The sequence below is a fragment of the Ruegeria sp. AH3 genome (genome assembly GCF_056536265.1).
Genome location: NZ_JBQFJL010000001.1, coordinates 1,810,940 through 1,835,100, shown reverse-complemented (window position 1 = coordinate 1,835,100; position 24,161 = coordinate 1,810,940). Strand labels below are relative to the sequence as shown.

Genomic DNA, 24,161 nt, shown 5'->3' with positions numbered 1-24,161 from the left:
CAAGCGGTTCATCGGGCGCGGTTTTCGTGCGTCAGTCGGTCAGAGTGCCCAGTTCCGGAGTATCCCCCGTGGCCGTTTCGTCAGGCCAGTTGGTGCGCCAGATTTCCGCCGACCAATGTCCGCAATGTACCGAAGGCCGGTCAAAGCCTGGCAGGGCGGATAGCAGCGGTGCGACCACCACATCGTGGCGTGGAACAGCGAAATAGGGGAAGGAATAGCGTTCACGCCCGGATCGATTGACGACCCGGTGCGGGGTCGATTTCAACCGCCCGCCTGACCACAGCTCCAGCATGTCGCCGATATTGACCACGAAACCGCCGGGTGGACAGTCTGGCGTAATCCAGCCTCCGGTGCGGGTTTGCACTTCAAGTCCACCGACCGGATCGGGTGCGATGATCGTCAGCGCGTCGGTATCCTTGTGCGGGTGGATGCCATAGCCGCCTTCATCCGGGGCCTGCGGCGGATAATGCAGCAGGGTCATGTTGGTCATCGGATCGCGAAATGCCGCGCGCAGGGTATCTGGCGGTACCGCAAGCCCCACCTCCAACGCGCCCAGCAGCAGATCGGTCACGCCATCCAACTGTCGCCAGTAACTCAGGATCACATCGCAAGCCTGCGGCACTTCGCGAGGCCAGATGTTGGGGCCGTAAAGCGGGCAATCCGCTCGGATCGGAGCATTCTCAGCCGCTTCGAAATGCAGCTTGTATCCTTCGTACTTGTCCGCCGCGCCCGAACCATCATTGGGCGTAAAGAACCCCATCGGGATATACCCGCGATAATTTTCGCGGGTGATGGCCTGATCCCATTTGCTGGTCTCTTCGATATCAAAGATCGATCGCACGCAGTCGCGTACCTGATCAATGCTTTCAGGTTCAATGCCTGTTCCGGTGATCGACAGAAACCCGATGCTTGTGCACGCGTCCATGATCTGCGCGACTGTGGCCTGAAACTGCGGATCAGCAGGATTGGCGAGCGGAGCGATGTCGATGGTTGGGATATGGTCCATCAGGTGATCCTCACGCCTTGTCGCTCCAGTTCTCGATGCACGGGGGTCAGGTTCATATTGTCGAGTTCCTGATTGCTTTTCAAAGAAATAGCCGAGGCAATACCCGCGCCCTGACCCATGACCGCGCAGCAGGCCATATTGCGCGTCGCTGCGTGGGCGACCCGATCCGCTCCATGCGACCGCCCGGCGACCAGAAGGCCCTTGATGCCTTTCGGCAGCATCGAGCGATAAGGGACCTGCATGTAGCGCCCCGTCGTCGGCAGGATCAGAATGCCATAGCCGTCGATGAATTCCGGATAGATACCGATTGTATCCTCGAACCGACCCTGATGGCGAGCATCATCCTCGGTCATGTTGTAAACCGCGTCGATCTTGCGGGTATCGCGAATGCCGATAGTCATTCCGAAATTCCGCAAACGGGCGTTTTCGCAACCGGGCATGAAACGGCGCAGCGCGTCGATGGCCAGCATCGTTTGTCGGCGCCCCTCGATCTCGCCCCGTGTCAGGCTGTCGGGGTCGGTGCCGTCGACCTGATCCAGATGGATCAGGTTCATATAGGTCAGCTCTCCGGTGTCGTGCATCGCGCCCCAGGTGCCCGCGATGGTGTTCAGATGCGCTGGGATCAGACCCTCTTCGATGGCCTGCTGGAAAGGTTTTTTTACAAACGGAGAGAACATGTCGTCCTCTTTGCCCGAGGTTTCGATATTCCACTCACCGCCACCACCCCAATCCTTGTAGGTTTGCGGGTCGGCCTTGATGCCTTCCATAAAGGCGCGTTTGTCCACGCCTGCCAGATGGAACATGACCGATGCGGCCATCATGTCTTCACGCGGGGTCTTATGCGTCGGGGCACCCGCACGATGGGCCACATCGGCATCGCCGGTGGCGTCAATCACGACACGGGCCAAAATCGCTTCGCGCCCGGCCTTGGATTCGGTGATCACGCCGATGATCCGGTCGCCCTCCATAATCGGAGCTACGAACTGCCGATGCAGCATGGGATGCACGCCCGCCTCTTCGATCAAGCGATCTGCGACCAGTTTGAAACCTTCGCTGTCCAACTCATAACTCAGTGACTGGCTCTCGGGCACGGCAGCGCCCATATCCTTGGCGCGGGTCTCGAACTCCATCCCGATACCGCCGGCTTCAACGGTTTGTTCATGGCGATACCAGGCAAACCCCTCGACGCCGACCGCGGTGATGTTGCCGCCCATGCAGCCAAAGCGATCCATGATGGTAACCTCTGCTCCGGCCCGTGCGGCGGCCAGCGCGGCGGCCAACCCGGCAGGGCCTGAGCCGACCACCAGAATGTCGGTTTGGTGGATCACGGGGATTTGGCGGGCGGGTTCCTGGATGGTTTGCATGGGCGCCTCATGAATTTGCGGTCTTGTCAGAATTCAGAACCCTGACTGGCGGGTCAATCAAAAAACCGACTGACCTTGGGTCGCAAAATCGCCAATGCGCGATTGCCCCCGGCGAGGCTTTGGCATAATCACCTTTTGATGTCGAAATTCACCTTTAAAGGTTAAACAATGCGCCTCAGCCGTTACTTTCTGCCCGTTCTCAAGGAAAACCCCTCCGAGGCTCAGATCGTCAGCCACCGGCTGATGCTGCGCGCAGGAATGATCAAGCAGGCTGCGGCCGGGATTTATTCCTGGTTACCGCTGGGCTTCAAAGTCCTGCGCAAGCTGGAAAACATCGTGCACGAGGAACAGGCGCGGGCAGGGCACATTGCGATCCAGATGCCGATCCTGCAATCGGCAGACCTGTGGCGCGAATCCGGTCGTTATGATGATTACGGTCAGGAAATGCTGCGGATGAAAGACCGGCATGACCGCGACATGCTCTATACGCCCACGGCCGAAGAACTGGTGACCGATATCTTCCGCGGTCATGTCAGCAGCTACAAAGATCTGCCGCTGACGCTCTACCAGATCCAGTGGAAGTTCCGCGACGAAATCCGCCCGCGTTTCGGCGTGATGCGGGGGCGCGAGTTCTATATGAAGGACGGCTACAATTTCGACCTGACCAAAGAGGACGCGCTGCACGCCTATAACCGCCATCTGGTCAGCTATCTGCGCACCTATGAACGCATGGGTCTGCAGGCCATCCCGATGCGTGCTGACTCTGGTCCGATCGGCGGAGACGACACCCACGAATTCCTCGTGCTGGCCGATACTGGTGAATCCGAAGTGTTCTATGACAGCGCTGTCACTGACCTGACGTTTGGTGATCGCGAGATCGACTATGACAGCCGCGAGCAGTGTCAGGCGATCCTCGAAGAATTCACCTCGAAATACGCGCGCACCGACGAAACTCATGACGAAGCGCTGTTCAACCAGATCCCGGAAGAGCGTCGCCGCGTGGCGCGCGGGATCGAAGTTGGTCAGATCTTCTATTTCGGCACCAAGTATTCCGAACCTTTGGGCGCAACCGTCCAAGGGCCGGATGGCAAGCCGGTTCCCGTTCACATGGGCAGCCACGGTATCGGCGTCAGCCGCCTGATCGGCGCAATCATCGAGGCCAGCCATGACGACAAGGGCATCATCTGGCCCGAAGGCGTGACTCCGTTCCATTGTGGCATCGTGAACCTGAAGCAAGGTGATGAAGAGGCGGATGCGGCTTGCGAGAAAATCTACGGCGCGCTGACGGCGCTGGGCTTGGAACCGCTTTATGATGATCGGAATGAACGGGCGGGGGGCAAGTTTGCCACCATGGACCTGATCGGTCTGCCGTGGCGGATCACCGTGGGTCCGCGTGGTCTGAAGAATGGTGTGGTTGAACTGACCTGCCGCCGCACGGGTGAAAGCGAAGAACTCAGCCCCGAGGCAGCCGTGACCAAAGTCGCGGAAATCTATCAGGGCATCGCCTGACCAAGGCGATGTAAATCTGATTGCGTGCGTTCAGGGTGCTGGACGCACCGACACGATGTCCCCATCCGCGTCGCTGCCGCGCGCGATGACGATGGGGCGGCCCATGCGTCGGACCAGATCGCGCAATTCGAAACCAAGGAACCGCAGGCCGCAAATGCGATCTCCGGTCTTTCGGTCCGTGATGCACAGACGTCCCTGACGAAATGCCAGATGATATCCCTTGTCTTTGAGAATATCTGCCAGGCTGGACCAGCTTGCTGCGCTGCTGAACAAGGGGCGGATCGCGGCCCTTAACAATGCGGCGCTTTCACAATCCAATTCCGTTGCTGCTGGCCGGGCTATAAACGGGCCCGATCCTTCTATGTGTTCCTGAATACTCATTGAGCGTACCTCCGCTCTTAACTCTTTAAAATGTGTCCCCCAAATATAGGGTACAAAGTTTCTCACAATAATCAATTTGTGAAATAAAATTGCGCGTCCAATGTTGCGATTGTGACTCAGTTGACCCGCTAACGTTTCACATTGACTTCATAGCTGAAACAATAAGCGCTTGTCTGTGAAGGTGTTCACAACCACCGGTATAATTGAAATTCGAACCTTTCCCGCAAGGACAGAGCAGTCAGGCATGATCTCATATCGATTCGGGTTCCGAGCTGCGCCCAGTGAGCCGCAGATTTGCCGACCCGGGTTCACGAGGTGAGAACCGGCTTGACCATTGGACGAAATGCCGAGAGGGTCGCGCCAAACCGATCACCGAGGCAGCATGGCCAAGACACCACCGCCCTTCGCCCCATTCGAATGGAAAATCGCCTGGCGCTATCTGCGTGCCCGCCGCGCCGAGGGCGGCGTCAGCGTGATGACGTGGATTTCGCTGATCGGGATCACGCTGGCGGTGTTTGCGCTGATCGCGACGCTGGCGGTGCGGTCCGGGTTCCGGTCAGAATTCGTGGGCACCATTCTGGGGGCCAACGCGCATGTCACCGTTTTCTCAGCAGGTGAGGTCAATTCACAGGGCCGGCTGGATCGCACCATCACTGATTTCGACGGTATGGCGGATCGGGTCGCACAGGTGCCGGGGGTCGAGCGTGCCGCCCCGCTTGTCAAAGGACAGGTATTGATCACCAACGCCGACCGCAGCGCAGGCGTGCAGGTCTTTGGCATCCGCCCCGACGATCTGGCCGACTTGCCGGGTATCGCCGAAAGCGAACAGGCCTATGGTGACCTGTCCCGGTTCGCCGAAGGTATCGCCATCGGTTCGGGCGTGGCTCGGTCCATCGGGGCAACGGTGGGGGATCGGGTGAAGCTGACCTCGCCCAATGGGGTGAAAACCGCTTTTGGGACGTCTCCACGCGTGAACGCTTATGAGGTGGTCTATGTCTTCTCCGCCGGGCGCTACGACATCGACCGCACCCGGGTCTACATGCCGTTTGCCGAGGCGCAGAGTTTCTTCAACCGAGAAGGTGTGGCGGACGAGATCGAGGTGATGGTCGAACGCCCCGAAGAGCTGACCCCGATCCTGATCCCGATCCTCGAAGCCGCTGGAGAGCGCAGCCAGATCTGGACTTGGCAGGACGCCTCGGGCGGGTTCCTGCGCGCGTTGGAGGTCGAGGACAATGTGATGTTCATCATCCTGTCGATCCTCGTGCTGATCGCGGCGATGAACATCGTGTCGGGCCTGATCATGCTGGTGAAGAACAAGGGCCGCGACATTGGCATCCTGCGCACAATCGGACTCAGCGAAGGCTCGGTGTTGCGGGTGTTCTTCATTTGCGGGGCCTTTACCGGCATCATCGGCACCGCGATGGGGGTTATTCTGGGGTGTCTCTTCGCGATCTATATCGACCCGATTTTCTCGTTCGTGAACTACGTCATGGGCGGCGGCGTCTGGGACCCGTCCATTCGCGGCATCTATGCCTTGCCCGCCGAATTGCATCTGAGCGATGTTCTGAAGGCCATCGGCCTGTCGCTGGGTCTGTCCTTCCTTGTCACTTATTTTCCGGCCCGCCGCGCGGCGCGGCTGAACCCGGTTGAGGCGCTGCGCTATGAATGATGTGACGCTGAGGCTGAACAGCCTGACCAAAACCTATCTTCCGGGAACGCCCGGCGAGGTTCAGGTGCTGCGCGGTGCCGATCTGGAGCTTCACGCGGGTGAGGCCGTGGCGCTGGTTGCGCCATCGGGCGCGGGCAAATCGACCCTGCTGCATATCGCGGGCCTGCTGGACACGCCGGATACCGGCGAGGTCGAGATCGCAGGGCAGGGAGCAACGGGCAAAGGAGACCGCACACGCACAGCGATCCGGCGGCGCGATGTGGGTTTTGTCTACCAGTTCCACCACCTGCTGCCCGAGTTTACGGCGCTGGAGAATATCGTGCTGCCGCAACTGGCCAACGGCGCATCAGAAAAAGCGGCACAGACGCGGGCGATGCAGTTGCTTGACCGTGTTGGCGTCGCGGCGCGGGCTGATCATCGACCAGCGGCCTTGTCGGGCGGGGAACAGCAGCGCGTGGCTTTCTGCCGGGCGCTGGCCAATCAGCCGCGCGTGCTGCTGGCGGATGAGCCAACCGGCAATCTGGACCCCGAAACCTCGGATCAGGTGTTTGCGGCGCTCATGGCGCTGGTACGGGACGAGGGGCTCTCGGCGCTGATCGCCACGCATAACCTCGATCTGGCGGCGCGGATGGACCGCGTGTTGCGGCTGGAGGGGGGCGTGCTCAGGCCAGCTGCGTGATTGCGACACCGATCGCCATGACCGCAATGCCGCCCGCCCGCATCAGGGTCAGCGGTGTGACCTGAGCGCCGAACAGGCCGAAATGGTCAATCGCTGCCGTGCTGATCAACTGGCCCAGCAGCACAAAAAACACCGCATTGCCCACCCCGAAATGCGGAGCGACATGGGTGATCGACAGCACGTAAAACGCGATCAGAACACCGCCCAACAGCAGATGTCGCGGGGCTTGCGCGATCTTGGCGAAGGCTTCACCGCCACCGAGCACCAGCAGCGCCAGGGCCGAGGCCACAAAAGCGATGGCAAACAGGACCACCGCCGCCGCATTGGGTGATCCGATCAGCCTGCCCAAGGCAGCGTTCAGGGCGGCAAGGATGGGAACGCCGATCCCTGCGGCCAGCATGATGGCTGCGTATTGTGTCATTGCCTTTGATCCCTGCTCCGGTTTCGTTGATCTGGATCATTGCGCCCGCAAGGCTGTCGGGCAAGTCTCGATTTGCAAGGCAGAAGGAAGAAAAGCATGATCCGGTCGACACTTGGCGCAGCTTCGCTGGCTGTGCTCTTCACGATACCGCAATCCGCATTGGCGCAGGACGTCGAAGCGGGGGCTGAGCTTTATCAGCACTATTGCGCTACCTGTCACGGGTTGGACGCAACAGGACACGGGCCGATGGCCGGGGTGCTGGTAATCCAGCCAACGAATCTGAAGGTTCTGGCCGATGCGGATGGTGTCTTCCCAACCGCCCGCGTGGTGGCGCGGATCGACGGACGCGATCCTTTGGTCAGCCACGGCAGCCCCATGCCTGTCTACGGCCCCTTTTTTGAAGGCAATGACACCGCGATCAAAACCCCGGCCGGACAGCCCATCCTGACTAGCAAGCCCATCGCCGATCTGGTCGCCTTTCTGAAAACCCTGCAAGAGGGCTGAGCCTCAGCGGCAGATGCCCTCAACCTCTGCCTCCGCCCAAGGCAACTCCACGGCGCTTTCGCGCCTGTTGCCGGGCAAAGTCGAAACATCGAAATGCGCGCTCAGCATATCGTGCAGCCGTTTGGTGCGCGGGGCATCCGGGTCCAGCGCACGGCAGCAGACATATTCCTCGACAATGGCACCCTGCTGTTCGAAGCCGTAGGACAGGAAGTCGGGCGAGGTCTCCAGATCGAACAGGTAGGGGTCGTCGTTGCGCCCGTGCTCAGCCGCGGCGCGCAAGGGGTGATAGCCTGTGACCTCGCGGTTCTGCCATTGCCATACGTGGGTTAACTCATGCGCCAGCAACATCGCGGCGATCAAGTTCACCCGCTCGGGGTATTGCGACATGTAATCGTCCAGATACCAGTCGCGGGTGAAATACACCCGATTGAACAGTGCAACGGCTGCGGGCCTCCCGGTGACGACTTCCTCTTTCACCGGCGGCAGAATCCGCTCGCGACAAGCCAACCGGGGGCGGGCCTTGCGTTTATATGAGATCGCCGCGACCGGAGCGCCCTCGACCAGACGCACCCGATCAAGGTTCAGCGTATCGCCCTGAATGTTCGCGGCAAATGCGCGTTCATGCTCGGTCAGGGGGCGACCGCAGGATGCAAATAGCAACATGATCAAAATCAGCAGGGGGCGGGCCATATTACAAAGCCTAATACGCCCGCCCGTCTCTGCAAGCCGTTTTCACAGGCTCATCGCCAGAACCCGGCTGATTTCGGTCAGTGAGCGCCCGGATTGGTCCATCCAGGTGTTGAATGCTTCCTGAACTGCCGCCATGGCCTTTTTCGATGTGGCAGGTTTATCGATGACCCCTTCGGCGATCAGCCGCGCAGTCACATCGCGGGACAGCATGAAACCGTCCCGTCCGGCAAAGCGCATCGCGAATTGAGCGGTTGTACCGCCCAGTCGAGAGCCGCGTTTGCCCAGCATTGCCAACAGGCCGATGAAATCCGTTGAAGGCCACCCGCCCAGCACCTGCCCAGCACCGCCTTCTTCTCTCAGTTCCAGCAAAAAGGCCGCGTTGTCGCGCACGGCGGCAATCTTGGTTCCGTTGCGCACAATCCGCGTGTCCTGCAGCAAGGCGTCGAATTTCTCGTCATCCATAAAGGCGCAACGCCCGACATCGAATCCGTCGAAGGCGGTCTCAAAGCCCTCCCATTTCGACTCGATGACCTTCCAGTTGAATCCGGCCTGAAACACGGTCTTGGTGATGATGGACAGCCACCGATCCTCAGGCAGTGCTGCAAACTCGGCAGGGGTTTTCGGTTTGCTCAGCTTGGCCTCCAATGCATCGGGCCCGCCATGACGGTTGGCCGCCATATCAAAGATATCGTCAAAATGATGCATTGCCTGATCTCCCTTCGCTCGAAGTTGGTCTTATTTGAGTTCGCGTGACAAGGGTGATTGTGGCGTCGCAGCTGCAGAGTCTTTTTATAATTGACTAGTCAATCAATATCCCTAACCTAGCGACATGAACGGTACCTTGCTTATGCATGAGAAAGCGGTCGGGACTGGATAAGTGGGCTGACTTTGAGCCCGGCGCGGAAACTTGCGGCGGGTTTTACTGTTCCCTTTCCTTTTCCGGTCGAATTTGTGCATGTTGCGTCAGGTGCTATTACCATTGAATTCCCCAGCGTACTTTGGTGCGATGAAGGGCAAGTAGAATAAAACAGGGAGTAAAATCATGAAAAAGCTTAGCGTAAGCCTTTTGGCCCTCGCCGTTGCCGGGTCGGCCCAGGCCGCCGACATGGGCGCGGTGGACGAGCCGATCAAGCTGGCGATCAACGAGTGGACCGGTCAGCATGTCACCACACATGTGGCGGGTGAGATGCTGAAGGCCGCAGGCTACAACGTGGAGTACGTGACCGCCGGTATGATGAATCAGTTCCAGGCGCTGGCGGATGGTGACATCGACGCGACGCTGGAAATCTGGTCCTCCAACGTGTCCGACGAATATGCCAAGAAGATCGACGAGGGCACTGTTGTCGAAATCGGTGATCTGGGCCTGAATGCCAAGGAAGGTATTGCCTATCCCGCACACGTGGCTGAACTGTGCCCGGGCCTGCCCGCCTGGGAAGCGCTGAAAGAGTGTGCTCAGGTCTTTGCAACGGCTGAAACTCTGCCCGGTGGCCGTCTTGTCGACTACCCCGCCGATTGGGGTACACCGGGTGCTGATCGTATGACCGGTCTTGAGCTTCCCTTCAAAGCCGTTCCTGCCGGTTCCGAAGGCGCGCTGATCGCTGAACTGCGTGCGTCGACCGAGCGTAAGTCGCCGCTGCTCATCACCTTCTGGCAGCCGCATTGGGCGATGTCGGCCTACGACGTGCAGTTCGTTGAACTGCCTGCGGGCGAAGAGGCGTGCTTTAACGATCCCGCATGGGGCCCGAACCCCAACGCGGTAAACGATTGCGACTTCTCGCCTTCGCGCATCTTCAAAGCGGGCTGGAGCGGCATGGCAGACAAATGGCCCGCCGCCTATGAGATCCTGACCAACTATCAGCTGTCGGTCGAAGATCAGCAACCGATGATGGGCGCAATTGACGTGGACGGCGGCGCGGTCGAAGAAGTCGTTGCGGCATGGATGGCCGAAAACGAAGACAAGTGGCGTCCGGTCGTTGACGCGGCAACGCAGTGAGCTTGCCTAAGTGACTGACGCTACGACGCCAGCCATCGCCTGCCAGAACCTCTGGCAGGTGTTTGGCACCGGTGCTGACAAAGCCTTGACCGACGCGCTGTCTCGGTCAGGGAATGACGCCGACAAAGCCGCCACCGATCTGCGTGAACAGGGTTTCATACCCGCCGTTCAGGACGCCAATTTCGAAGTCAAAGAGGGCGAGCTTTTCGTCATCATGGGCCTGTCGGGTTCAGGTAAATCGACGCTGATCCGATGCATCTCGCAATTGCTGCCCGGTACGGGTGGTGAAATCCGTGTGGATGGCGAGAACGTCATCGGCGCGTCCAAGAAGGTGCTGACCGATCTGCGGCGCAAGAAGCTGGGCATGGTATTCCAGCATTTCGGCTTGTTCCCGCATATGACCGTGGCTGAAAACGTGGCCTATCCGCTGCGGGTGCAGGGCGTAGGTAAAAAGGAACGTCTGGCCCGCGCGCAGGAAGTGATTTCTCTGGTCGGTCTGGAAGGCCGCGAAGACAGCTTCCCCCGGCAGCTTTCAGGCGGCCAGCGCCAGCGCGTGGGGATCGCGCGCAGCCTTGCGGTGAACCCGGACATCTGGTTCCTGGACGAGCCGTTCTCGGCCCTCGATCCGCTGATCCGCCGCCAACTGCAGGATGAATTCCTGCGCATTCAGGCGACGCTGAAGAAATCCATCGTCTTCATCACCCACGACATTCAAGAGGCGCTGAAGCTGGCCGACCGCATCGCCATTATGCGCGACGGCAAGATCGTTCAGATCGGCACGCCGACGGATATCGTACTGCGTCCGGTGGACGACTATGTGCGCGAATTCTCGAAGGACGTGGCCAAAGGTCAGCACGCCAAGGTTGCCTCGGTTATGCGGGACGAGACCGGCTGCGGCCCCGATGATCCCGGCCTGACCACTTCGATGACGCTGGATGCGGCACTTGCGCATTGCATGGAACTTTATGAGCCCGTGCCCGTGCGTGATGCAGACGGCAATGTTGTCGGCACGGTTCATCCGTCCGACCTCGCCGCCGCGTTGCAGGTGGATGAAGCATGACCGCCGTGACGGACATCCCCGCGCAGCAAGCGCGCCTGACCGCAGGGGCGCAGGCTGCACTGATCACCGTGATCGTTGGCGCGGTTTGTCTCGCGCTGGAGGGCGTGGCCCCGTGGCTGGTCAAATGGCCCGCCGCGTGGGAACTGCCTGCAACTCAATGGGTTGGGGCGTTTCTCGACTGGTTTCTGAACGGCATCAAACCGGCCATGCGGCTGTTTTCGGACCTGATGACCTATCCGATGGATGCTGCCAATTATGTGCTGGGCAACACCCCTTGGCCGATCCTGATCGGTATCGTGACCGCCCTCGGCTGGTATCTGGGTGGTTTGCCGATGGCGGCACTGGGCTTTGTCGGTCTCAGCTTCGTGCTGGCCTCGGGTTATTGGGCCGAGAGCATGAATACGCTCGCCCTCGTCGCCGTGTCCGTGCCCGTGGCGCTGATCATGGGCGGCGCGATCGGTATCCTCGCCAACGAAGTCCCGCGCGTGAAGGTGTTCGTGCAGGCGGTACTGGATATCATGCAAACCGTGCCGACCTTTGCCTACCTGACGCCATTGCTGCTGCTCTTTGGCTTTGGTCCGGTGGTCGGCCTGATCGCCTCGGCCATCTATGCGGCGCCGCCTATGGCGCGTAACGTGATGCTAGGGTTGGAACGGGTCGAATCCGAGATCAAGGAAGCCGCCATCATGTCCGGCGGCACTCGGATCCAACAACTGTTTCAGGTCGAAATACCCGCCGCCACAACACAGATCATGGTCGGCGTAAACCAATGCCTGATGGCCGCCCTGTCGATGGTCATCATTGCCGCCGTCATCGGCGGTTTCAACGACATCGGCTGGGAAGTTCTGCTGACCATGCGCAAGGCGCAGTTCGGCGAATCCCTGATGGCTGGTCTCGTTATCGTCGTCTTCGCTGTTGTTATCGACCGGATGAGCGGCACGCTGGCGACCGAGCGCAAACGCTATGACAGCCGCGTCGTCTGGGCGATGCTGGGCTTTGCTGTGCTGTTCACCGCTGCCTTCTGGGCGTGGCTGCCGAACCCGTCCGATCTTACCGTGCTGGACCCAATGGCCGGGGCTATCGACAGCGGCCTGACCGCGTTCACGCAAGCCAACGGGCCGTGGCTGGATGCGCTCAAGAATAACTCGCTGTTCTATGTGCTCCTGCCGCTGCGGATCGGGCTGGACCAGGCAGTGCTGCCCTTCACCTGGGGCTTCGCATGGACACCCTCGATGAGCTACGGCCTCTTTGCCGTTGGTGCCGCAATCGCACTGCTGATGGCATGGCGTGGGCACCTGACTGGAGGGCTGGTGGTTCTGATCCTGATCGGCATGCTGGAAACCGGCATCGCCAACCTGCCATGGCCCTTTGTTCTGACTGGGGCTGCCGCACTGGGCTGGGTCGCAGGCGGCTGGCGTCTGGCGGCGCTTTCGGTGGGTCTGCTCTGCACCATCCTTGTCTCAGGCCTGTGGGAACGCGCCTTGCTGTCGCTCTACCTCAGCGGCGCTGCGGTGTTCTTCTGTGCCGTGCTTGGCGGTCTGATCGGTCTGGCCAGCGCGGTCTGGTCGCCGGTCTGGACCATCGTGCGCCCGATCTGCGACATGCTACAGACGATCCCGCTGTTCGTGTTCCTGATCCCGGTTCTGATGGTGTTTCAGATCGGAGAGTTCTCGGCTTTCCTCGCCATCTGCGCCTACGCCATCGTCCCGATGATCCGCTACACGCGGCATGGGCTGGTCAACACGCCTGAGGAAATGATGGAGGCCGCCATCTCCAGCGGCGCGACCGAGTGGCAGATCATGCGTGATGTCCGCGCGCCTTATGCTGCGCCGACCATCCTGCTGGGTCTGAACCAGACCATCCTTTACGCCTTTGCGATGCTTGTGATCGCGGCACTGATCGGTACCACCGGTCTGGGTCAGTCGATCTATCTGGCGCTGGGACAGGCGGATGTGGGGCTCGGCATCTCCGCCGGGGCAGCGATGGCCATTCTGGCCCTGATCGCCGATCGCATGGTGCAGGGCTTTGCCGAGGAGCGCCGCAAGGCGCTGGGCCTGTAAAATAGGGCAGGGGCGGGCAACCGCCCCAGGCCTCACTTGATTTTGGATAAAGACCAGCGCGCATCCATCCCCTAAACCGGGCGCGACACGTTCGGAGATGACCATGACCGGTTGGGGCTTTTTCCTCGCAGCGCTTGCCACCTTTCTTCTCAGCCACATGATCCCGGCGCGCCCGGCAGTACGTGGCTGGCTGATAGGCACGCTGGGCCGTACCGGGTATTTCGCGACCTATTCACTGGTCTCGTTGGCTGTTCTGGGCTGGCTGGTCATCGCCGCCGCCAACGCACCTTATGTCGAGGTCATCCCGCCATTCCCGCTTCTCCGCTGGATACCACTGCTGGCCATGCCCATCGTTTGCTGGTTGGCCATTGTAGGGCTGTCGATCCAGAACCCGTTCTCGTTCGGCGGGCTGGGGCATCGCCCGTTCGATCCCGAAAACCCCGGTATCCTGCGGACCACGCGCCACCCGATCCTTGTGGCGCTGATGCTCTGGGCGGTTGCGCACTTGCTGGCCAATGGCAGCCTGTCGCATGTCATCCTGTTTGGCCTGTTCGCCGGATTTGCCGCGATGGGCATGGGGCTGATCGACCGGCGCACCGCCCGCAACATGGGGCCAGACTGGCCTCGCCTGTCCCGCAACACTGCACGCCTGTCCCTGCGCGCGCCCCGGCCATGGCCACGTCTTTGGGTCTGGCTGACAGCCTTCGCGACTTATGCGGCCCTCCTGTATCTGCACGAAGCTGTGATCGGGCTTTCTCCGCTGCCCTGATGCCTTAGAGTGGCCGAACCACCTTATGCGTGCTATCTGATCTGTCACCATCCGAAGTCTTGAGGTCCCAAAATGCATCTGGCCTATGTCACAACCACCGATCGCGGTGCCACCGACCGCCTGCTCAGCGCCTTTGCCGAGGCTTTGACAGATACGGGCACTGCGCTGGCCGGAGTGGTGCAAACCAACACCGAATGCGCCGAAGGTTACAAATGCGATATGGACCTGAAGGTACTGCCCACCGGCGAGATCATCCGCATCTCGCAGTCCTTGGGCAAGAACGCGCGCGGCTGCCGTCTGGACCCGGCCGAACTTGAGCGTGCAGTCGGTCTGGTCACGCAATCGCTGGACAACGCACCGCAGCTTCTGATCATCAACAAATTCGGCAAGCACGAGGCGGACGGTCGCGGATTCCGCCCGCTTATTGCCGACGCGTTGGAACGCGGGATTCCGGTGCTGGTGGGCCTCAATCAGCTCAACATCGAACGGTTTCAGGAATTCGCAGGCGGCATGGCGGATGCGCTTGATCCCGATCTGGGCAGCCTGACCGACTGGCTCGACAATATCACCCAGACCGGCGCGCAGCGGACGGCCTGAACGCACCGATTGTGCAATTCCGCGCTGCGCTTGACTGTCACGGTTACGGAAGCGTGAAAAAACTGGACTTGTGTCCTTGCTTCAGGTCTAGCTTCGGCAAGCGAAGCACCCGGTGACCTGCAAGTTGCAGACGCGCCGGGCAAGTCGGGGCGCGCCATGACCAATTTTCAGTCGGGCTCTTATCATCCGCTATCTGTCGATGGTGGTTTGAAGCCGCGATTATGGGCAACAGATCGCTTCTGGCTCGGGCTTTTCACCAGCTACTTTCTTCTGCACGTTGTCCTGCGGCTTGCCACCGGCGGTGCGCTTGGGTTGGACGAGGCCGAAATCCTGCTGGACGCCCGTCAGCTGGATTGGGGCTACGGCCCGCAACTGCCGCTTTATGCCTGGCTGCAATGGGCGGTGTTTCAGATCACCGGCCCCGGCCTTCTTGGTCTGTCACTGCTGAAAAACGGAATATTGCTGGCCACGGTGGCCACGCTCTACCTGACCATCCGCACCCGGCAAACGCCACCGATCGCGGGGCTGGCTGTGCTGTCATTACTGATGCTCTATCAGGTCAGTTGGGAATCGCAGCGCGCGCTGACACATACCGTTCTGGCCAATCTCTGTTCGGTACTCAGCATTGCGGCGATTTGGCACCTGATCCGCAACCCTTCGACCAAGGGCTACGTTCTGCTGGGCGTGGTGATCGCGGCGGGTGGGTTGTCGAAATACAATTACGCCATCGCGCTGCTGGCCATGCTGCTGGCCGCGCTCAGCCATTCTGAGACACGTAAACCGTTCCTGTCGGTCCGCATACTGCTGTCGTTTGGTATCGCGGGTCTGCTGCTGACACCACCGATGCTGTGGATTCTCAACAACCCGGAGCTTGCTTTTGCAAGTTCGCATAAGCTCGACATGACCAGCACCGGGCCTGTCGCCCTGATCGCGGTGCAAGGCGTGGCCGAGCTTCTGCTGGCCGCGCTGAGCTTTGTGGCGCTTCTTCTGGTCGTCCTTGGCGCGCTTTGGCTGATCTACCGCGAACAGGGTGCGGCGGTTCCCGCGGATGACCTGTTGCGCTTGATGGTGCGAACTCTGGTCTGGGCGCTGGCCCTCATGGCGCTGATTGTGGTGTTCAGCGGCAGTACCAATGTGAAGGACCGCTGGCTGCAACCGTTTCTGATTTTTGCGGGCCCTGCCATCGCACTATGGCTCCTGCCGCGGATCGGAGCACCCGGTACCCGCAAATTCGCTCAGTTGATCGCGTGTCTGGCAGGGCTGATCTGCCTCGCGATTCTGCACTATAACCTGGCCGGAGACGCCAAACGCGCAGCACCCTTTGCTGAGCTGACATCGCAGATACTCGCGCAATCTCCGCCCGATGCGTCCATTGTCGCGCAGAATTGGCTGGCGGGTAACATCGCCTATCTAAACCCCGGGCAAGCGATCTATAGCGAGCGCGGCATGCAGCCGTCGGGCCCGGTCCTGCGGGTGTGGGAGGCGGATAGGAAAGCTCCGGAAGATATCGATCCGGCGCGCGTTGTCACGGTGACGGCCCCATATCGTTTTGACGATGGTGAAGACATGTCGCTGTCTTTCGCGCCGGTCGCGGAATAACCCGGTCCATGGGCCGAAGGTGCGCAAATTTATTGAGGAAGAAGATGGTGGGCGACCCTGGAATCGAACCAGGCGTGCGTCTCCGCGAGGGAGTTACAGTCCCCTGCCACACCTTGCGGCCTGTCGCCCACTGTCAGGCGTTGCACCTGACGTGGAGGCGTGATTACTAGCGCGTCTAAAGGGCGTCAACAGGAAAATACCGCTTTGACGCAGGAAACCGAATTCCCGGCCCGGAGGCCCGTGACATGAAGAAACCAAAGTGGGTCGTTGAGAAGGAACAGGCACGCAAAGCAGCGGCCTCGGAGACCGTCTGGCTGTTCGGCCTGCATGCAGTTCGCGATGCATTGATGAACCCGAAACGGCAAAAACTGCGCCTGATCGTCACCCGGAACGCGCGTGATAAACTGGCGGAAGCCATTGATTTTGCTGGGATCGAGGCCGAAATGGTCGATCCGCGCAAATTTACAGCTCCGATTGATCCCGGTTCGGTCCACCAAGGGGCGGCGCTTGAGGTGAAACCGCTGGATTGGGGCGGGCTTGCGGAAAACTGTATCGGGCGGGAAAACCCGCGCGTGCTGCTTCTGGACCGCGTCACCGATCCGCATAACGTTGGGGCGATTCTGCGCTCGGCCGAGGTGCTGGGCGCCAGCGCCGTAATCGGTACGCGGCACCATTCGGCGCCCGAGACCGGCGCGCTGGCTAAAACCGCCAGCGGCGCGCTGGAACGCCAACCCTATCTGAGGGTGCGTAATCTGGCCGATGCAATCGTGGAGTTGCAGAATATGGGCTTTCTGGTGCTCGGGCTCGACGGCGAGGCGGAGGAAACCATCGAGACCGCTCTGCACAACAAACGCAAGCAGCCGGTCGCGCTGGTTTTGGGGGCCGAGGGACCGGGCCTGCGGCAAAAGACCAAAGAGACGGTGGATCAACTGGTCAAGATTGACGCGGCGGGGGGATTTGGGTCACTCAACGTCTCAAATGCCGCGGCGATTGCCCTATATGCGTCACAGCACAGATGACAGGAGGCCCCAATTTCCACCTCGCATAAAATCGCTACCTGCTGCTATTGCGGCACCCGCGCTGCACTGGTTCTGAGGGGCAAGCAGCAGCATGAGCTGAGCTGCTCGAGCTGTGGTGCGCCGCTGCACAACCTCAAGATGGTGCCCAAGGCCAAGCTGGTTGATCGGCCTGATGGAAAATACAAACCCGTACGTAAATCCCAGAAGTATAAGAAAAAGAAGAAGAAAAGCCTGTTTTCACGCGTGCTGGACGAAGCCTGGGATGTGATCGAGGATGTGTTCGACTAGCGAATGTTCACATCGGCGTCATAGGGGTTTCGAAGCAACCAGGAAATATGCATTTTAGAATCTTCGAAGATCAAGCCCATGAATCACCTGATGTTGTCCCGACGTTCCTTTGTAACCAGTTTGACCTGCCTTGCAGCCGCGCCAATGGCTCTGGCGCAGGAAAAACCTATGTTTTACGTCGACAAAGGCGCGGCGGTCTCGGGTTACGACGCGGTCTCTTACTTTCAGGTCGGATCTCCGGTGCCGGGCGATCCGGATATCGCTCTGATCTGGAAAGGTGCCCGCTGGCAGTTCGCCTCCGAAGACAATCGCGATCGGTTTGAACGAAACCCGCGCGCCTTTGCACCGCAGTTTGGTGGCTACTGTGCCTATGCGATGATCAAGGGTTGGCTCAGCAGTACTGACCCGAAGGCGTGGCAGATTGTTCAGGGCAAGCTCTACCTCACGCATTCCGTAGAGATTGAGCGTATCTGGAAGCAAAACGTATCACAGAATATCAGAAAGGCCGAGGTCCACTGGCCGTCAGCGCTTTACCAGTGACGGGCAGTTTTCCGCATTTCGTGATCTGTCATCACAAAAATGAGCGTGCCCTCTTTTTTTTACCGAACTCGTGCTTAAATGTCACAGTGACCGCGGAATGGAACTGCCGCGGGTCATTTCACTGTCCCTCGTTCCAACAACTGGCGCTCAGGTTCTTACCTGGGCGCTTTTTTCTTTCGGCGCTCCTGCTTATGGTGCGGTCATGGCTGACTATTCCGACGAGTTCCTGACCCATATTCTGAAGCGCACCAAGGTGGTGGCCGTGGTTGGCGTATCGATGAACCCGGTGCGGCCCAGCTATTACGTCGCCCGTTATCTGTCGCTCAAAGGCTACACGGTGATTCCGGTCAATCCGGGTCATGCGGGCAAGCTGCTGTTTGGCCAGACGGTGCGGGCCTCATTGTCCGAGATAACCGAGCCCGTCGATATGGTCGATATCTTCCGCCGCTCCGAGGCCGTGCCGCCCATCGTTGATGAGGCGCTGGCCGCATTTCCCGATTTGTGTACCATCTGGATGCAGATTGGTGTTGAACATGACGAGGCCGCAGCCAAGGCACAGGCGCGCGGGGTTGACGTGGTGATGAACCGCTGCCCCAAGATCGAATATCAGCGCCTGTTTGGGGAACTGCGGATGGGTGGGTTTGCCACCGGGGTGATCTCGTCTAAGCTGTAAGCATCCGGCGGTCCGCGCATCTTTGGCCTGACCGCGGTGCGCGGTCCGATCCGCGAACAAATTCCCCGCAAGCGTAGAAACAAACAGAAAATGAGTGATCACCTATGGCATTTCCCCAACCTCCCTACGAGGGTGCCTGCCTGTGTGGGGCCGTGCAGGTCCGTGTAGCTGCGCTACCCCTTCTGACCGTGGCCTGTCATTGTCGCGACTGTCAGAAGCTCAGCGCAAGTGCATATACCTTGACCACCATGTTCCCGGCCGATGCAGTTTCCTGTACCGGCGCATTGGTTCGGGGCGGGCTCCGCTCTGATGGGCGGGCGCATTATTTCTGCAAGTCCTGCCTGAACATCGTCTATTCCCGGCTCGGCCACGCCCCCGAACGCATCAACCTGCGCACATCGATCCTGAACCAGGCCGCGCTATTCGAGCCGTTTGTCGAGGTCATGACCGATGAAAAGATGCCGTGGGCGCAGGTTCCCGCCGTTCACAGCTATGCGCAGGCCCCTGCAAGCCGCGACGAGTTGCAATCCCTCATGGAGGCGTATTCCGAACGCGGGCGTTAGATTGTGGCTCAGTTCGCTGGCCTCAGCTGCGCCGCCTGTTCCTGACGCCGCTTCTCCAGTACTACCTCACGCGGGACCCAGTCATAGCGCGTGTCTTCGACCAACGGTCCCCAATACAGCACGCCGCCATATCGCCACGGGTCCAGTACGATGCCATCATACATGCTCTCACCCTTGCGGCTGATGATGGCGGTGCTGTGGTCGATGCGGAACGGATTGTCCGCGTTGGCGATGGCGCGGTGCATCTCCAGCGTGCTGAACTGTTCCTGATCCAACCGGCGCTCAATATCCTCGGCCCAATGCCAGCACAGGCCACGCGGGCGCAGGCCCTTGTTGACCTTGGCGTTGTGGATCAAGGGCGGGTCGGTGATTTCGTATTCCTGCACCAGCTGAGCGGTATAGGCATAGGTGATACGGGCGGCTCGGGTGGCCTCTTCCGGGTCAACATCGGAGCCGAGGCTTTGGATTTCCGCAGCCAGGCGCTGCACCTCGTCCCCTGTCGACGGCGGAGGCATGGCGCAGGCGGCGAGGGTGGCAAGCACAGTTGCAAACGCCAATATTCTGATCATTCACGCGCCCTTCGCCTCGCTATACTCCGACGTCAGAGTATAACGGGCTGAGCTTGCGCACGGAACCCGGATGATCAGCTCTGAGGGCGGGCCGCTTTTTCAGCAATGCCGCTGGTGCCCTGTCGACGGGCCAGTTCTGTCAGCACATCGTCCAGCGCCACTTCGCGCGCGGCCAGCATGACCAGCAGGTGATAGAGCACATCTGCCGCTTCGGAGGTTAGCTTCTCCCTGTCCCCCTTGGCCGCTTCGATGATTGCCTCGATCGCTTCTTCGCCGAACTTCTCGGCGCATTTCTCAGGACCCTTGGCCAGCAGCTTGGCGGTCCAGCTGCTGTCAGGGTCTGCCCCTTTGCGGGCCTCGATCGTGGCGGCCAGATCGTGAAGGATACTCATGTCAGCCTCATCGGAATGCCAGCGGCGGCCATGTGCTCCTTGGCCTCGCGGATGGTGTATTCGCCGAAATGGAAGATCGAGGCGGCAAGAACCGCGCTGGCCCCGCCCTTGGTAACGCCTTCGACCAGATGATCCAGATTGCCGACGCCTCCGCTGGCGATCACCGGCACATCCACCGCGTCACTGATCGCGCGGGTCAGGGGCAGGTTGAACCCGGCTTTGGTGCCATCGCGATCCATCGAGGTCAGCAGGATTTCCCCCGCACCTTTGGCAACTACGGTTTTGGCGAACTCAACCGCGTCGATGCCGGTGGGTTTGCGACCGCCATGGGTGAAAATCTCCCACTTGCCGGGGCTGACCGTCTTGGCGTCGATGGCGCAGACGATGCACTGGCTGCCGAACTGGTCTGCCGCCTCGGCGATGACGTCCGGATTCGCGACGGCGGCCGAGTTGAAGCTGACCTTATCGGCCCCCGCCAGCAACAGGGCCCGCACGTCATCTTTGGTGCGCACGCCACCACCTACGGTCAGGGGCACAAAGCACTGCTCTGCCGTGCGTTGGACCACATCGAACATGGTGCCGCGATTCTCATGCGTCGCATGGATGTCCAGAAAACAGATCTCATCCGCTCCGGCAGCGTCATAGGCCTTGGCCGATTCCACCGGGTCGCCCGCATCGCGCAGACCAACGAAATTCACACCTTTGACCACGCGGCCATCGGCGACATCCAGACAGGGAATGATGCGGGTTTTCAGCATGGGGTGTCCTCTATTGCGGGCACCCTTACCGGCAAAGCCCTGCCGATGCCAGACTTGTGATTGTGATCTGACGTGAAGCCATGGAAATTAGAGGTGAAATTCATGAAAAGGATTATCGAGATGCGACATCTTATTCTGGCTTCAATACTCACATTCGGAGGCGCACTTTCCGCCATGGCTGAAGACATCATCAAAGTAGAGACCAACAAATCCGTGGCCGAAGCGCTGGACGCGCTCGAAGCTGCCGTTGGCAACGCGGGCGCGACTGTGTTTGCGCGTGTGGACCATGCCGCAGGGGCGGAAAAGGTCGGCACGCCGATCCCGCCCAATCAGGTGCTGATCTTTGGCAACCCAGCTTTGGGTACCCCCGCCATGCAGATCGACCCGCGCGCGGGGCTTTTCCTGCCGCTGAAGGTGCAGGCCTATGAGGACGCGAACGGGCAAGTCTGGCTGGCCTATGAGGACCCGAAAGAGACAATGGACGAGCTTGATGACGTCGAAAACTCACCCGTTGTCGAGAAAATGCGTGGTGCGCTGGCGAAACTGACCGCCGCTGCCGCCCAGTAACTCAGCTCAGGGCGCGAATGGCCTCTTTCAGGTCAATCGCGCCATCATAAAGCGCGCGGCCCGAGATCGCACCGTTCAACTCGACACCGCAATCGCGCAGGGCGATCAGATCGTCCAGAGAACTGACGCCACCCGAAGCAATCACCGGAATCGACACCGCCTGCGCCAGGGCCGCTGTGGCCTCGATATTCGGGCCTTGCATCGCTCCGTCGCGGTTGATGTCGGTGTAGATGATCGCGGCGACGCCTGCGTCCTCAAAGCTGCGGGCCAGATCGGTGACCTGCACGTCGGTCTCTTCAGCCCAGCCCTTGGTGGCGACCATGCCGTTGCGCGCGTCGATGCCCACGGCAACCTTGCCAGGGAAGGCTTTGGCCGCTTCGCGCACCAGATCGGGGTTCTCGACCGCAACGGTGCCCAGAATCACCCGTGCCAGACCTTTCTCGATCCAGGTTTCGATCGTGGCCATATCGCGGATCCCACCACCCAGCTGCGCGGGCACGTCACAGGCTTTCAGAATGGCCTCAACGGGTGCTGCATTGACGGGCTCCCCAGCAAAAGCGCCGTTCAGGTCCACCAGATGCAGCCATTCACATCCCGCCTCGACAAAGGCGCGGGCCTGCGCCGCTGGGTCTTCGTTAAAGACCGTCGCTTTATCCATTTCACCACGCAGCAGGCGCACGGCATTGCCGTCTTTAAGGTCGATAGCGGGGTAGAGGATCATGTCGGGCGGCCCTATATCTCTGTTACACGCGCGGGATATCGCACAGGCAGGGCAGGGGCGCAACGCGACGCTAAGTCAATCTTGCCCGGTGCCGAACGGCAGGTCAGACTGACCGGAAAGACAGGGAGACAACCATGAAGACATATACTCTTGCGGCGGTATTCACCGCGATGGCGACAAGCGCCTTTGCCGCCGATCCGGTGGACGGCCTCTGGAAGACTGCTCCGGGGGATACGGGTGGCTATCTGCATGTGTCGATTTCCGAATGCGGCAGCGCCATCTGCGGCACCATCGACAGCGCCTTTGATGCTGACGGCAACCAGCAGCTGGAATATGAGAACCTCGGCAAGCAGATCATCTGGGACATGATCCCCGAAGGCGGTGGCAATTATGACGACGGCAAGATCTGGGCCCCGGATCGCGACAAGACCTACAGCTCGAAAATGTCGCTGGACGGCCAAAACAAGCTGACCGTCAAAGGATGCGTCGCCGGTGGTCTGGTGTGCCGCGGGCAGGTTTGGACCCGCGTGCAATAGCGCTTAGGGCGCCCAGGTCAGGAAGTTGCCGATCATGCGCAGGCCGACATCCTGGCTTTTCTCAGGGTGGAACTGCATCCCAACCATCGTGTCGCGGCCAATCACGGCCGTGACCTCTTGCCCATAGTCCACATAAGCCAACCGTTGTGCCGGATCGGTCACCCGGAAATGGTAGGAGTGGACAAAATAGGCGTGATCACCTGATTTCACCCCATCAAAGACCGGGTGATCGCTTTCCAGCACCAGATTGTTCCAGCCCATATGCGGCACCTTGAGGGCGCTGTCCGAGGGCTCGATCCTCACGACGTCACCGGCAACCCAGTCCAGACCGTCGGTCTCGGTATATTCGTGGCCTTTGGACGCCATCAGTTGCATGCCGACGCAGATGCCCAGAAACGGGCGGCCTTTCTGCTCGACGGCTTCAACCATCGCGTCATAGATGCCTTTATGGCCGCGCAATTCGGCGGCACAGGCCGGAAAAGCACCGTCACCGGGCAGCACCAAACGATCCGCCCGCACCACAACATCCGCGTCCGAGGTCACAACAACCTCACCTGCACCCACCTCGCGCGCCATGCGCTGAAACGCCTTCTCTGCCGAGTGCAAGTTGCCGCTCTCGTAGTCGATAATGGCGGTGAGCATTTACAGCGCGCCTTTGGTGGACGGAATCGCATCCGCCTTACGCGGATCGGTCTCGACCGCATCGCGCAATGCGCGAGCGGCGGCCTTGAAGGCAGCCTCGGCAATGTGGTGGCTGTTGAAGCCGTGCAACTGGTCGATATGCAGCGTGATACCGCCATGGGTGCTCAGCGCCTGAAAAAACTCGCGCACCAGCTCGGTGTCGAACGTGCCGATCTTTTGCGTCGGCAAATCTACGTTCCAGATCAGGAACGGGCGGCCCGACAGGTCCAGCGCACAGCGCACCTGCGCGTCATCCATGGGCAGATGGCATTCGCCATAGCGCCGGATGCCCTTCTTGTCGCCCAGAGCCTGTGTCAGCGCCTGACCCAGCGCGATTCCGGTATCCTCGACTGTGTGGTGATCATCGATGTGATAATCGCCCTTGGTCCGGATCGTCATGTCGATCAGCGAATGGCGCGCCAACTGGTCCAGCATATGGTCGAAAAACCCAACGCCGGTCTGATTGTCATACTGGCCGGTGCCGTCCAGATTGACCTGAACCGAGATCTCGGTCTCGGCGGTCTGACGGTTGATCTTAGCGCTGCGCATGGGC

29 protein-coding genes and 1 tRNA gene are annotated in these 24,161 nt (G+C 60.2%); 17 read left to right on the top strand and 13 right to left on the bottom strand.

Annotation, left to right across the window (positions count from 1 at the left end; all coding sequences use genetic code 11):
- Positions 1-31 precede the first annotated feature (31 nt).
- Together ACR3EM_RS09215 and ACR3EM_RS09210 are read right to left on the bottom strand one after the other, a co-directional pair.
- Positions 32-1,006, bottom strand: coding sequence for an isopenicillin N synthase family dioxygenase (locus ACR3EM_RS09215; protein WP_480470413.1), 975 nt, complete (start codon positions 1,004-1,006; stop codon positions 32-34).
- A complete protein-coding gene (locus ACR3EM_RS09210) occupies positions 1,006-2,370 on the bottom strand; it encodes an FAD-dependent oxidoreductase (protein ID WP_480470412.1) in 1,365 nt (454 codons plus the stop codon). Before ACR3EM_RS09210 ends, ACR3EM_RS09215 begins: the two co-directional genes overlap by 1 nt.
- A 168-nt stretch (positions 2,371-2,538) precedes the next feature.
- On the opposite strand from ACR3EM_RS09210, the gene proS reads away from it, so the two are divergent.
- Positions 2,539-3,879 carry a proline--tRNA ligase gene (proS, locus tag ACR3EM_RS09205; RefSeq protein ID WP_480470411.1) on the top strand — a complete coding sequence of 447 codons (1,341 nt, stop codon included), beginning with the start codon at positions 2,539-2,541 and terminating at the stop codon, positions 3,877-3,879.
- Between the two features lie 30 nt (positions 3,880-3,909).
- Here the strand turns inward: proS and ACR3EM_RS09200 are convergent, their stop codons facing one another.
- Positions 3,910-4,260, bottom strand: a complete 351-nt coding sequence (locus ACR3EM_RS09200) for a hypothetical protein (RefSeq protein WP_480470410.1) — start codon at positions 4,258-4,260, stop codon at positions 3,910-3,912.
- 382 nt (positions 4,261-4,642) lie between these two features.
- Between ACR3EM_RS09200 and ACR3EM_RS09195 the strand changes: the two genes are divergently transcribed.
- Together ACR3EM_RS09195 and ACR3EM_RS09190 are read left to right on the top strand one after the other, a co-directional pair.
- On the top strand, positions 4,643-5,929 hold the full coding sequence (locus tag ACR3EM_RS09195) for a lipoprotein-releasing ABC transporter permease subunit (RefSeq protein ID WP_480470409.1): 1,287 nt from the start codon (positions 4,643-4,645) through the stop codon (positions 5,927-5,929).
- Positions 5,922-6,608 carry an ABC transporter ATP-binding protein gene (locus ACR3EM_RS09190; RefSeq protein WP_480470408.1) on the top strand — a complete coding sequence of 229 codons (687 nt, stop codon included), beginning with the start codon at positions 5,922-5,924 and terminating at the stop codon, positions 6,606-6,608. Before ACR3EM_RS09195 ends, ACR3EM_RS09190 begins: the two co-directional genes overlap by 8 nt.
- On the opposite strand, the gene ACR3EM_RS09185 is transcribed toward ACR3EM_RS09190, so the two are convergent.
- Positions 6,592-7,029: a DMT family transporter gene (locus ACR3EM_RS09185; protein ID WP_480470407.1), complete on the bottom strand. Its 438-nt coding sequence runs from the start codon at positions 7,027-7,029 to the stop codon at positions 6,592-6,594. The two genes, ACR3EM_RS09190 and ACR3EM_RS09185, sit on opposite strands and share 17 nt — an antisense overlap.
- A gap of 96 nt (positions 7,030-7,125) precedes the next feature.
- On the opposite strand from ACR3EM_RS09185, the gene ACR3EM_RS09180 reads away from it, so the two are divergent.
- On the top strand, positions 7,126-7,533 hold the full coding sequence (locus ACR3EM_RS09180; RefSeq protein WP_480470406.1) for a c-type cytochrome: 408 nt from the start codon (positions 7,126-7,128) through the stop codon (positions 7,531-7,533).
- 3 nt (positions 7,534-7,536) lie between these two features.
- Here the strand turns inward: ACR3EM_RS09180 and ACR3EM_RS09175 are convergent, their stop codons facing one another.
- Together ACR3EM_RS09175 and ACR3EM_RS09170 are read right to left on the bottom strand one after the other, a co-directional pair.
- Positions 7,537-8,223, bottom strand: a complete 687-nt coding sequence (locus ACR3EM_RS09175; RefSeq protein WP_480470405.1) for a hypothetical protein — start codon at positions 8,221-8,223, stop codon at positions 7,537-7,539.
- 42 nt (positions 8,224-8,265) lie between these two features.
- Positions 8,266-8,928: a DNA-3-methyladenine glycosylase I gene (locus ACR3EM_RS09170; protein ID WP_480470404.1), complete on the bottom strand. Its 663-nt coding sequence runs from the start codon at positions 8,926-8,928 to the stop codon at positions 8,266-8,268.
- Positions 8,929-9,265: 337 nt separating this feature from the next.
- Here ACR3EM_RS09170 and ACR3EM_RS09165 point away from each other — a divergent pair, with 337 nt between their 5' ends.
- From ACR3EM_RS09165 to ACR3EM_RS09140, 6 genes are all read left to right on the top strand, one after another.
- On the top strand, positions 9,266-10,216 hold the full coding sequence (locus ACR3EM_RS09165; RefSeq protein ID WP_480470403.1) for an ABC transporter substrate-binding protein: 951 nt from the start codon (positions 9,266-9,268) through the stop codon (positions 10,214-10,216).
- Between the two features lie 10 nt (positions 10,217-10,226).
- Positions 10,227-11,276, top strand: a complete 1,050-nt coding sequence (locus ACR3EM_RS09160; protein WP_480470402.1) for a quaternary amine ABC transporter ATP-binding protein — start codon at positions 10,227-10,229, stop codon at positions 11,274-11,276.
- Positions 11,273-13,336 carry an ABC transporter permease gene (locus ACR3EM_RS09155; RefSeq protein ID WP_480470401.1) on the top strand — a complete coding sequence of 688 codons (2,064 nt, stop codon included), beginning with the start codon at positions 11,273-11,275 and terminating at the stop codon, positions 13,334-13,336. Before ACR3EM_RS09160 ends, ACR3EM_RS09155 begins: the two co-directional genes overlap by 4 nt.
- Before the next feature lie 103 nt (positions 13,337-13,439).
- Positions 13,440-14,105 (top strand): NnrU family protein, encoded by a 666-nt coding sequence (locus ACR3EM_RS09150; RefSeq protein WP_480470400.1) that lies wholly within the window; start codon positions 13,440-13,442, stop codon positions 14,103-14,105.
- Positions 14,106-14,177: 72 nt separating this feature from the next.
- Positions 14,178-14,702, top strand: a complete 525-nt coding sequence (locus tag ACR3EM_RS09145) for a DUF2478 domain-containing protein (RefSeq protein WP_480470399.1) — start codon at positions 14,178-14,180, stop codon at positions 14,700-14,702.
- Between the two features lie 156 nt (positions 14,703-14,858).
- Positions 14,859-16,301: an ArnT family glycosyltransferase gene (locus tag ACR3EM_RS09140; RefSeq protein WP_480470398.1), complete on the top strand. Its 1,443-nt coding sequence runs from the start codon at positions 14,859-14,861 to the stop codon at positions 16,299-16,301.
- Positions 16,302-16,346: 45 nt separating this feature from the next.
- Here ACR3EM_RS09140 and ACR3EM_RS09135 read toward each other — a convergent pair.
- Positions 16,347-16,430 (bottom strand) — tRNA-Tyr (locus ACR3EM_RS09135).
- Positions 16,431-16,546: 116 nt separating this feature from the next.
- Here ACR3EM_RS09135 and rlmB point away from each other — a divergent pair.
- From rlmB to ACR3EM_RS09110, 5 genes are all read left to right on the top strand, one after another.
- Positions 16,547-17,320 carry a 23S rRNA (guanosine(2251)-2'-O)-methyltransferase RlmB gene (gene rlmB, locus ACR3EM_RS09130; RefSeq protein ID WP_480470397.1) on the top strand — a complete coding sequence of 258 codons (774 nt, stop codon included), beginning with the start codon at positions 16,547-16,549 and terminating at the stop codon, positions 17,318-17,320.
- A gap of 138 nt (positions 17,321-17,458) precedes the next feature.
- On the top strand, positions 17,459-17,608 hold the full coding sequence (locus ACR3EM_RS09125) for a hypothetical protein (RefSeq protein WP_480470396.1): 150 nt from the start codon (positions 17,459-17,461) through the stop codon (positions 17,606-17,608).
- Positions 17,609-17,776: 168 nt separating this feature from the next.
- Positions 17,777-18,148: a YHS domain-containing (seleno)protein gene (locus ACR3EM_RS09120; protein WP_480470395.1), complete on the top strand. Its 372-nt coding sequence runs from the start codon at positions 17,777-17,779 to the stop codon at positions 18,146-18,148.
- Positions 18,149-18,350: 202 nt separating this feature from the next.
- Positions 18,351-18,821, top strand: a complete 471-nt coding sequence (locus ACR3EM_RS09115; RefSeq protein WP_480470394.1) for a CoA-binding protein — start codon at positions 18,351-18,353, stop codon at positions 18,819-18,821.
- Between the two features lie 104 nt (positions 18,822-18,925).
- Positions 18,926-19,384: a GFA family protein gene (locus tag ACR3EM_RS09110; RefSeq protein ID WP_480470393.1), complete on the top strand. Its 459-nt coding sequence runs from the start codon at positions 18,926-18,928 to the stop codon at positions 19,382-19,384.
- An 8-nt stretch (positions 19,385-19,392) separates the two neighbouring features.
- On the opposite strand, the gene ACR3EM_RS09105 is transcribed toward ACR3EM_RS09110, so the two are convergent.
- The 3 genes from ACR3EM_RS09105 to hisF all read right to left on the bottom strand — a co-directional run bounded on the left by ACR3EM_RS09105 (position 19,393) and on the right by hisF (position 21,103).
- Positions 19,393-19,953: a hypothetical protein gene (locus tag ACR3EM_RS09105; protein WP_480470392.1), complete on the bottom strand. Its 561-nt coding sequence runs from the start codon at positions 19,951-19,953 to the stop codon at positions 19,393-19,395.
- A 74-nt stretch (positions 19,954-20,027) separates the two neighbouring features.
- Complete coding sequence (locus tag ACR3EM_RS09100) at positions 20,028-20,345, bottom strand: phosphoribosyl-ATP diphosphatase (protein WP_480470391.1); 318 nt, start codon at positions 20,343-20,345, stop codon at positions 20,028-20,030.
- Entirely contained in the window at positions 20,342-21,103 is a 762-nt protein-coding gene (hisF, locus tag ACR3EM_RS09095; protein ID WP_170466287.1) for an imidazole glycerol phosphate synthase subunit HisF, read from the bottom strand. The genes ACR3EM_RS09100 and hisF overlap by 4 nt, the downstream gene beginning before the upstream one ends.
- A 174-nt stretch (positions 21,104-21,277) precedes the next feature.
- Here hisF and ACR3EM_RS09090 point away from each other — a divergent pair, with 174 nt between their 5' ends.
- Positions 21,278-21,670: a DUF302 domain-containing protein gene (locus tag ACR3EM_RS09090; protein ID WP_480471914.1), complete on the top strand. Its 393-nt coding sequence runs from the start codon at positions 21,278-21,280 to the stop codon at positions 21,668-21,670.
- A gap of 1 nt (position 21,671) precedes the next feature.
- Here ACR3EM_RS09090 and hisA read toward each other — a convergent pair whose 3' ends face one another.
- On the bottom strand, positions 21,672-22,391 hold the full coding sequence (gene hisA / locus ACR3EM_RS09085) for a 1-(5-phosphoribosyl)-5-[(5-phosphoribosylamino)methylideneamino]imidazole-4-carboxamide isomerase (protein WP_480470390.1): 720 nt from the start codon (positions 22,389-22,391) through the stop codon (positions 21,672-21,674).
- Between the two features lie 134 nt (positions 22,392-22,525).
- Between hisA and ACR3EM_RS09080 the strand changes: the two genes are divergently transcribed.
- The gene (locus ACR3EM_RS09080) at positions 22,526-22,927 is read left to right on the top strand and encodes a DUF2147 domain-containing protein (protein ID WP_480470389.1); all 402 of its coding nucleotides are present in this window, start codon (positions 22,526-22,528) and stop codon (positions 22,925-22,927) included.
- A gap of 3 nt (positions 22,928-22,930) precedes the next feature.
- On the opposite strand, the gene hisH is transcribed toward ACR3EM_RS09080, so the two are convergent.
- Positions 22,931-23,569: an imidazole glycerol phosphate synthase subunit HisH gene (gene hisH / locus ACR3EM_RS09075; RefSeq protein ID WP_480470388.1), complete on the bottom strand. Its 639-nt coding sequence runs from the start codon at positions 23,567-23,569 to the stop codon at positions 22,931-22,933.
- The gene (gene hisB, locus ACR3EM_RS09070) at positions 23,570-24,157 is read right to left on the bottom strand and encodes an imidazoleglycerol-phosphate dehydratase HisB (protein WP_480470387.1); all 588 of its coding nucleotides are present in this window, start codon (positions 24,155-24,157) and stop codon (positions 23,570-23,572) included. It lies immediately after the preceding gene.
- Positions 24,158-24,161: the final 4 nt, after the last annotated feature.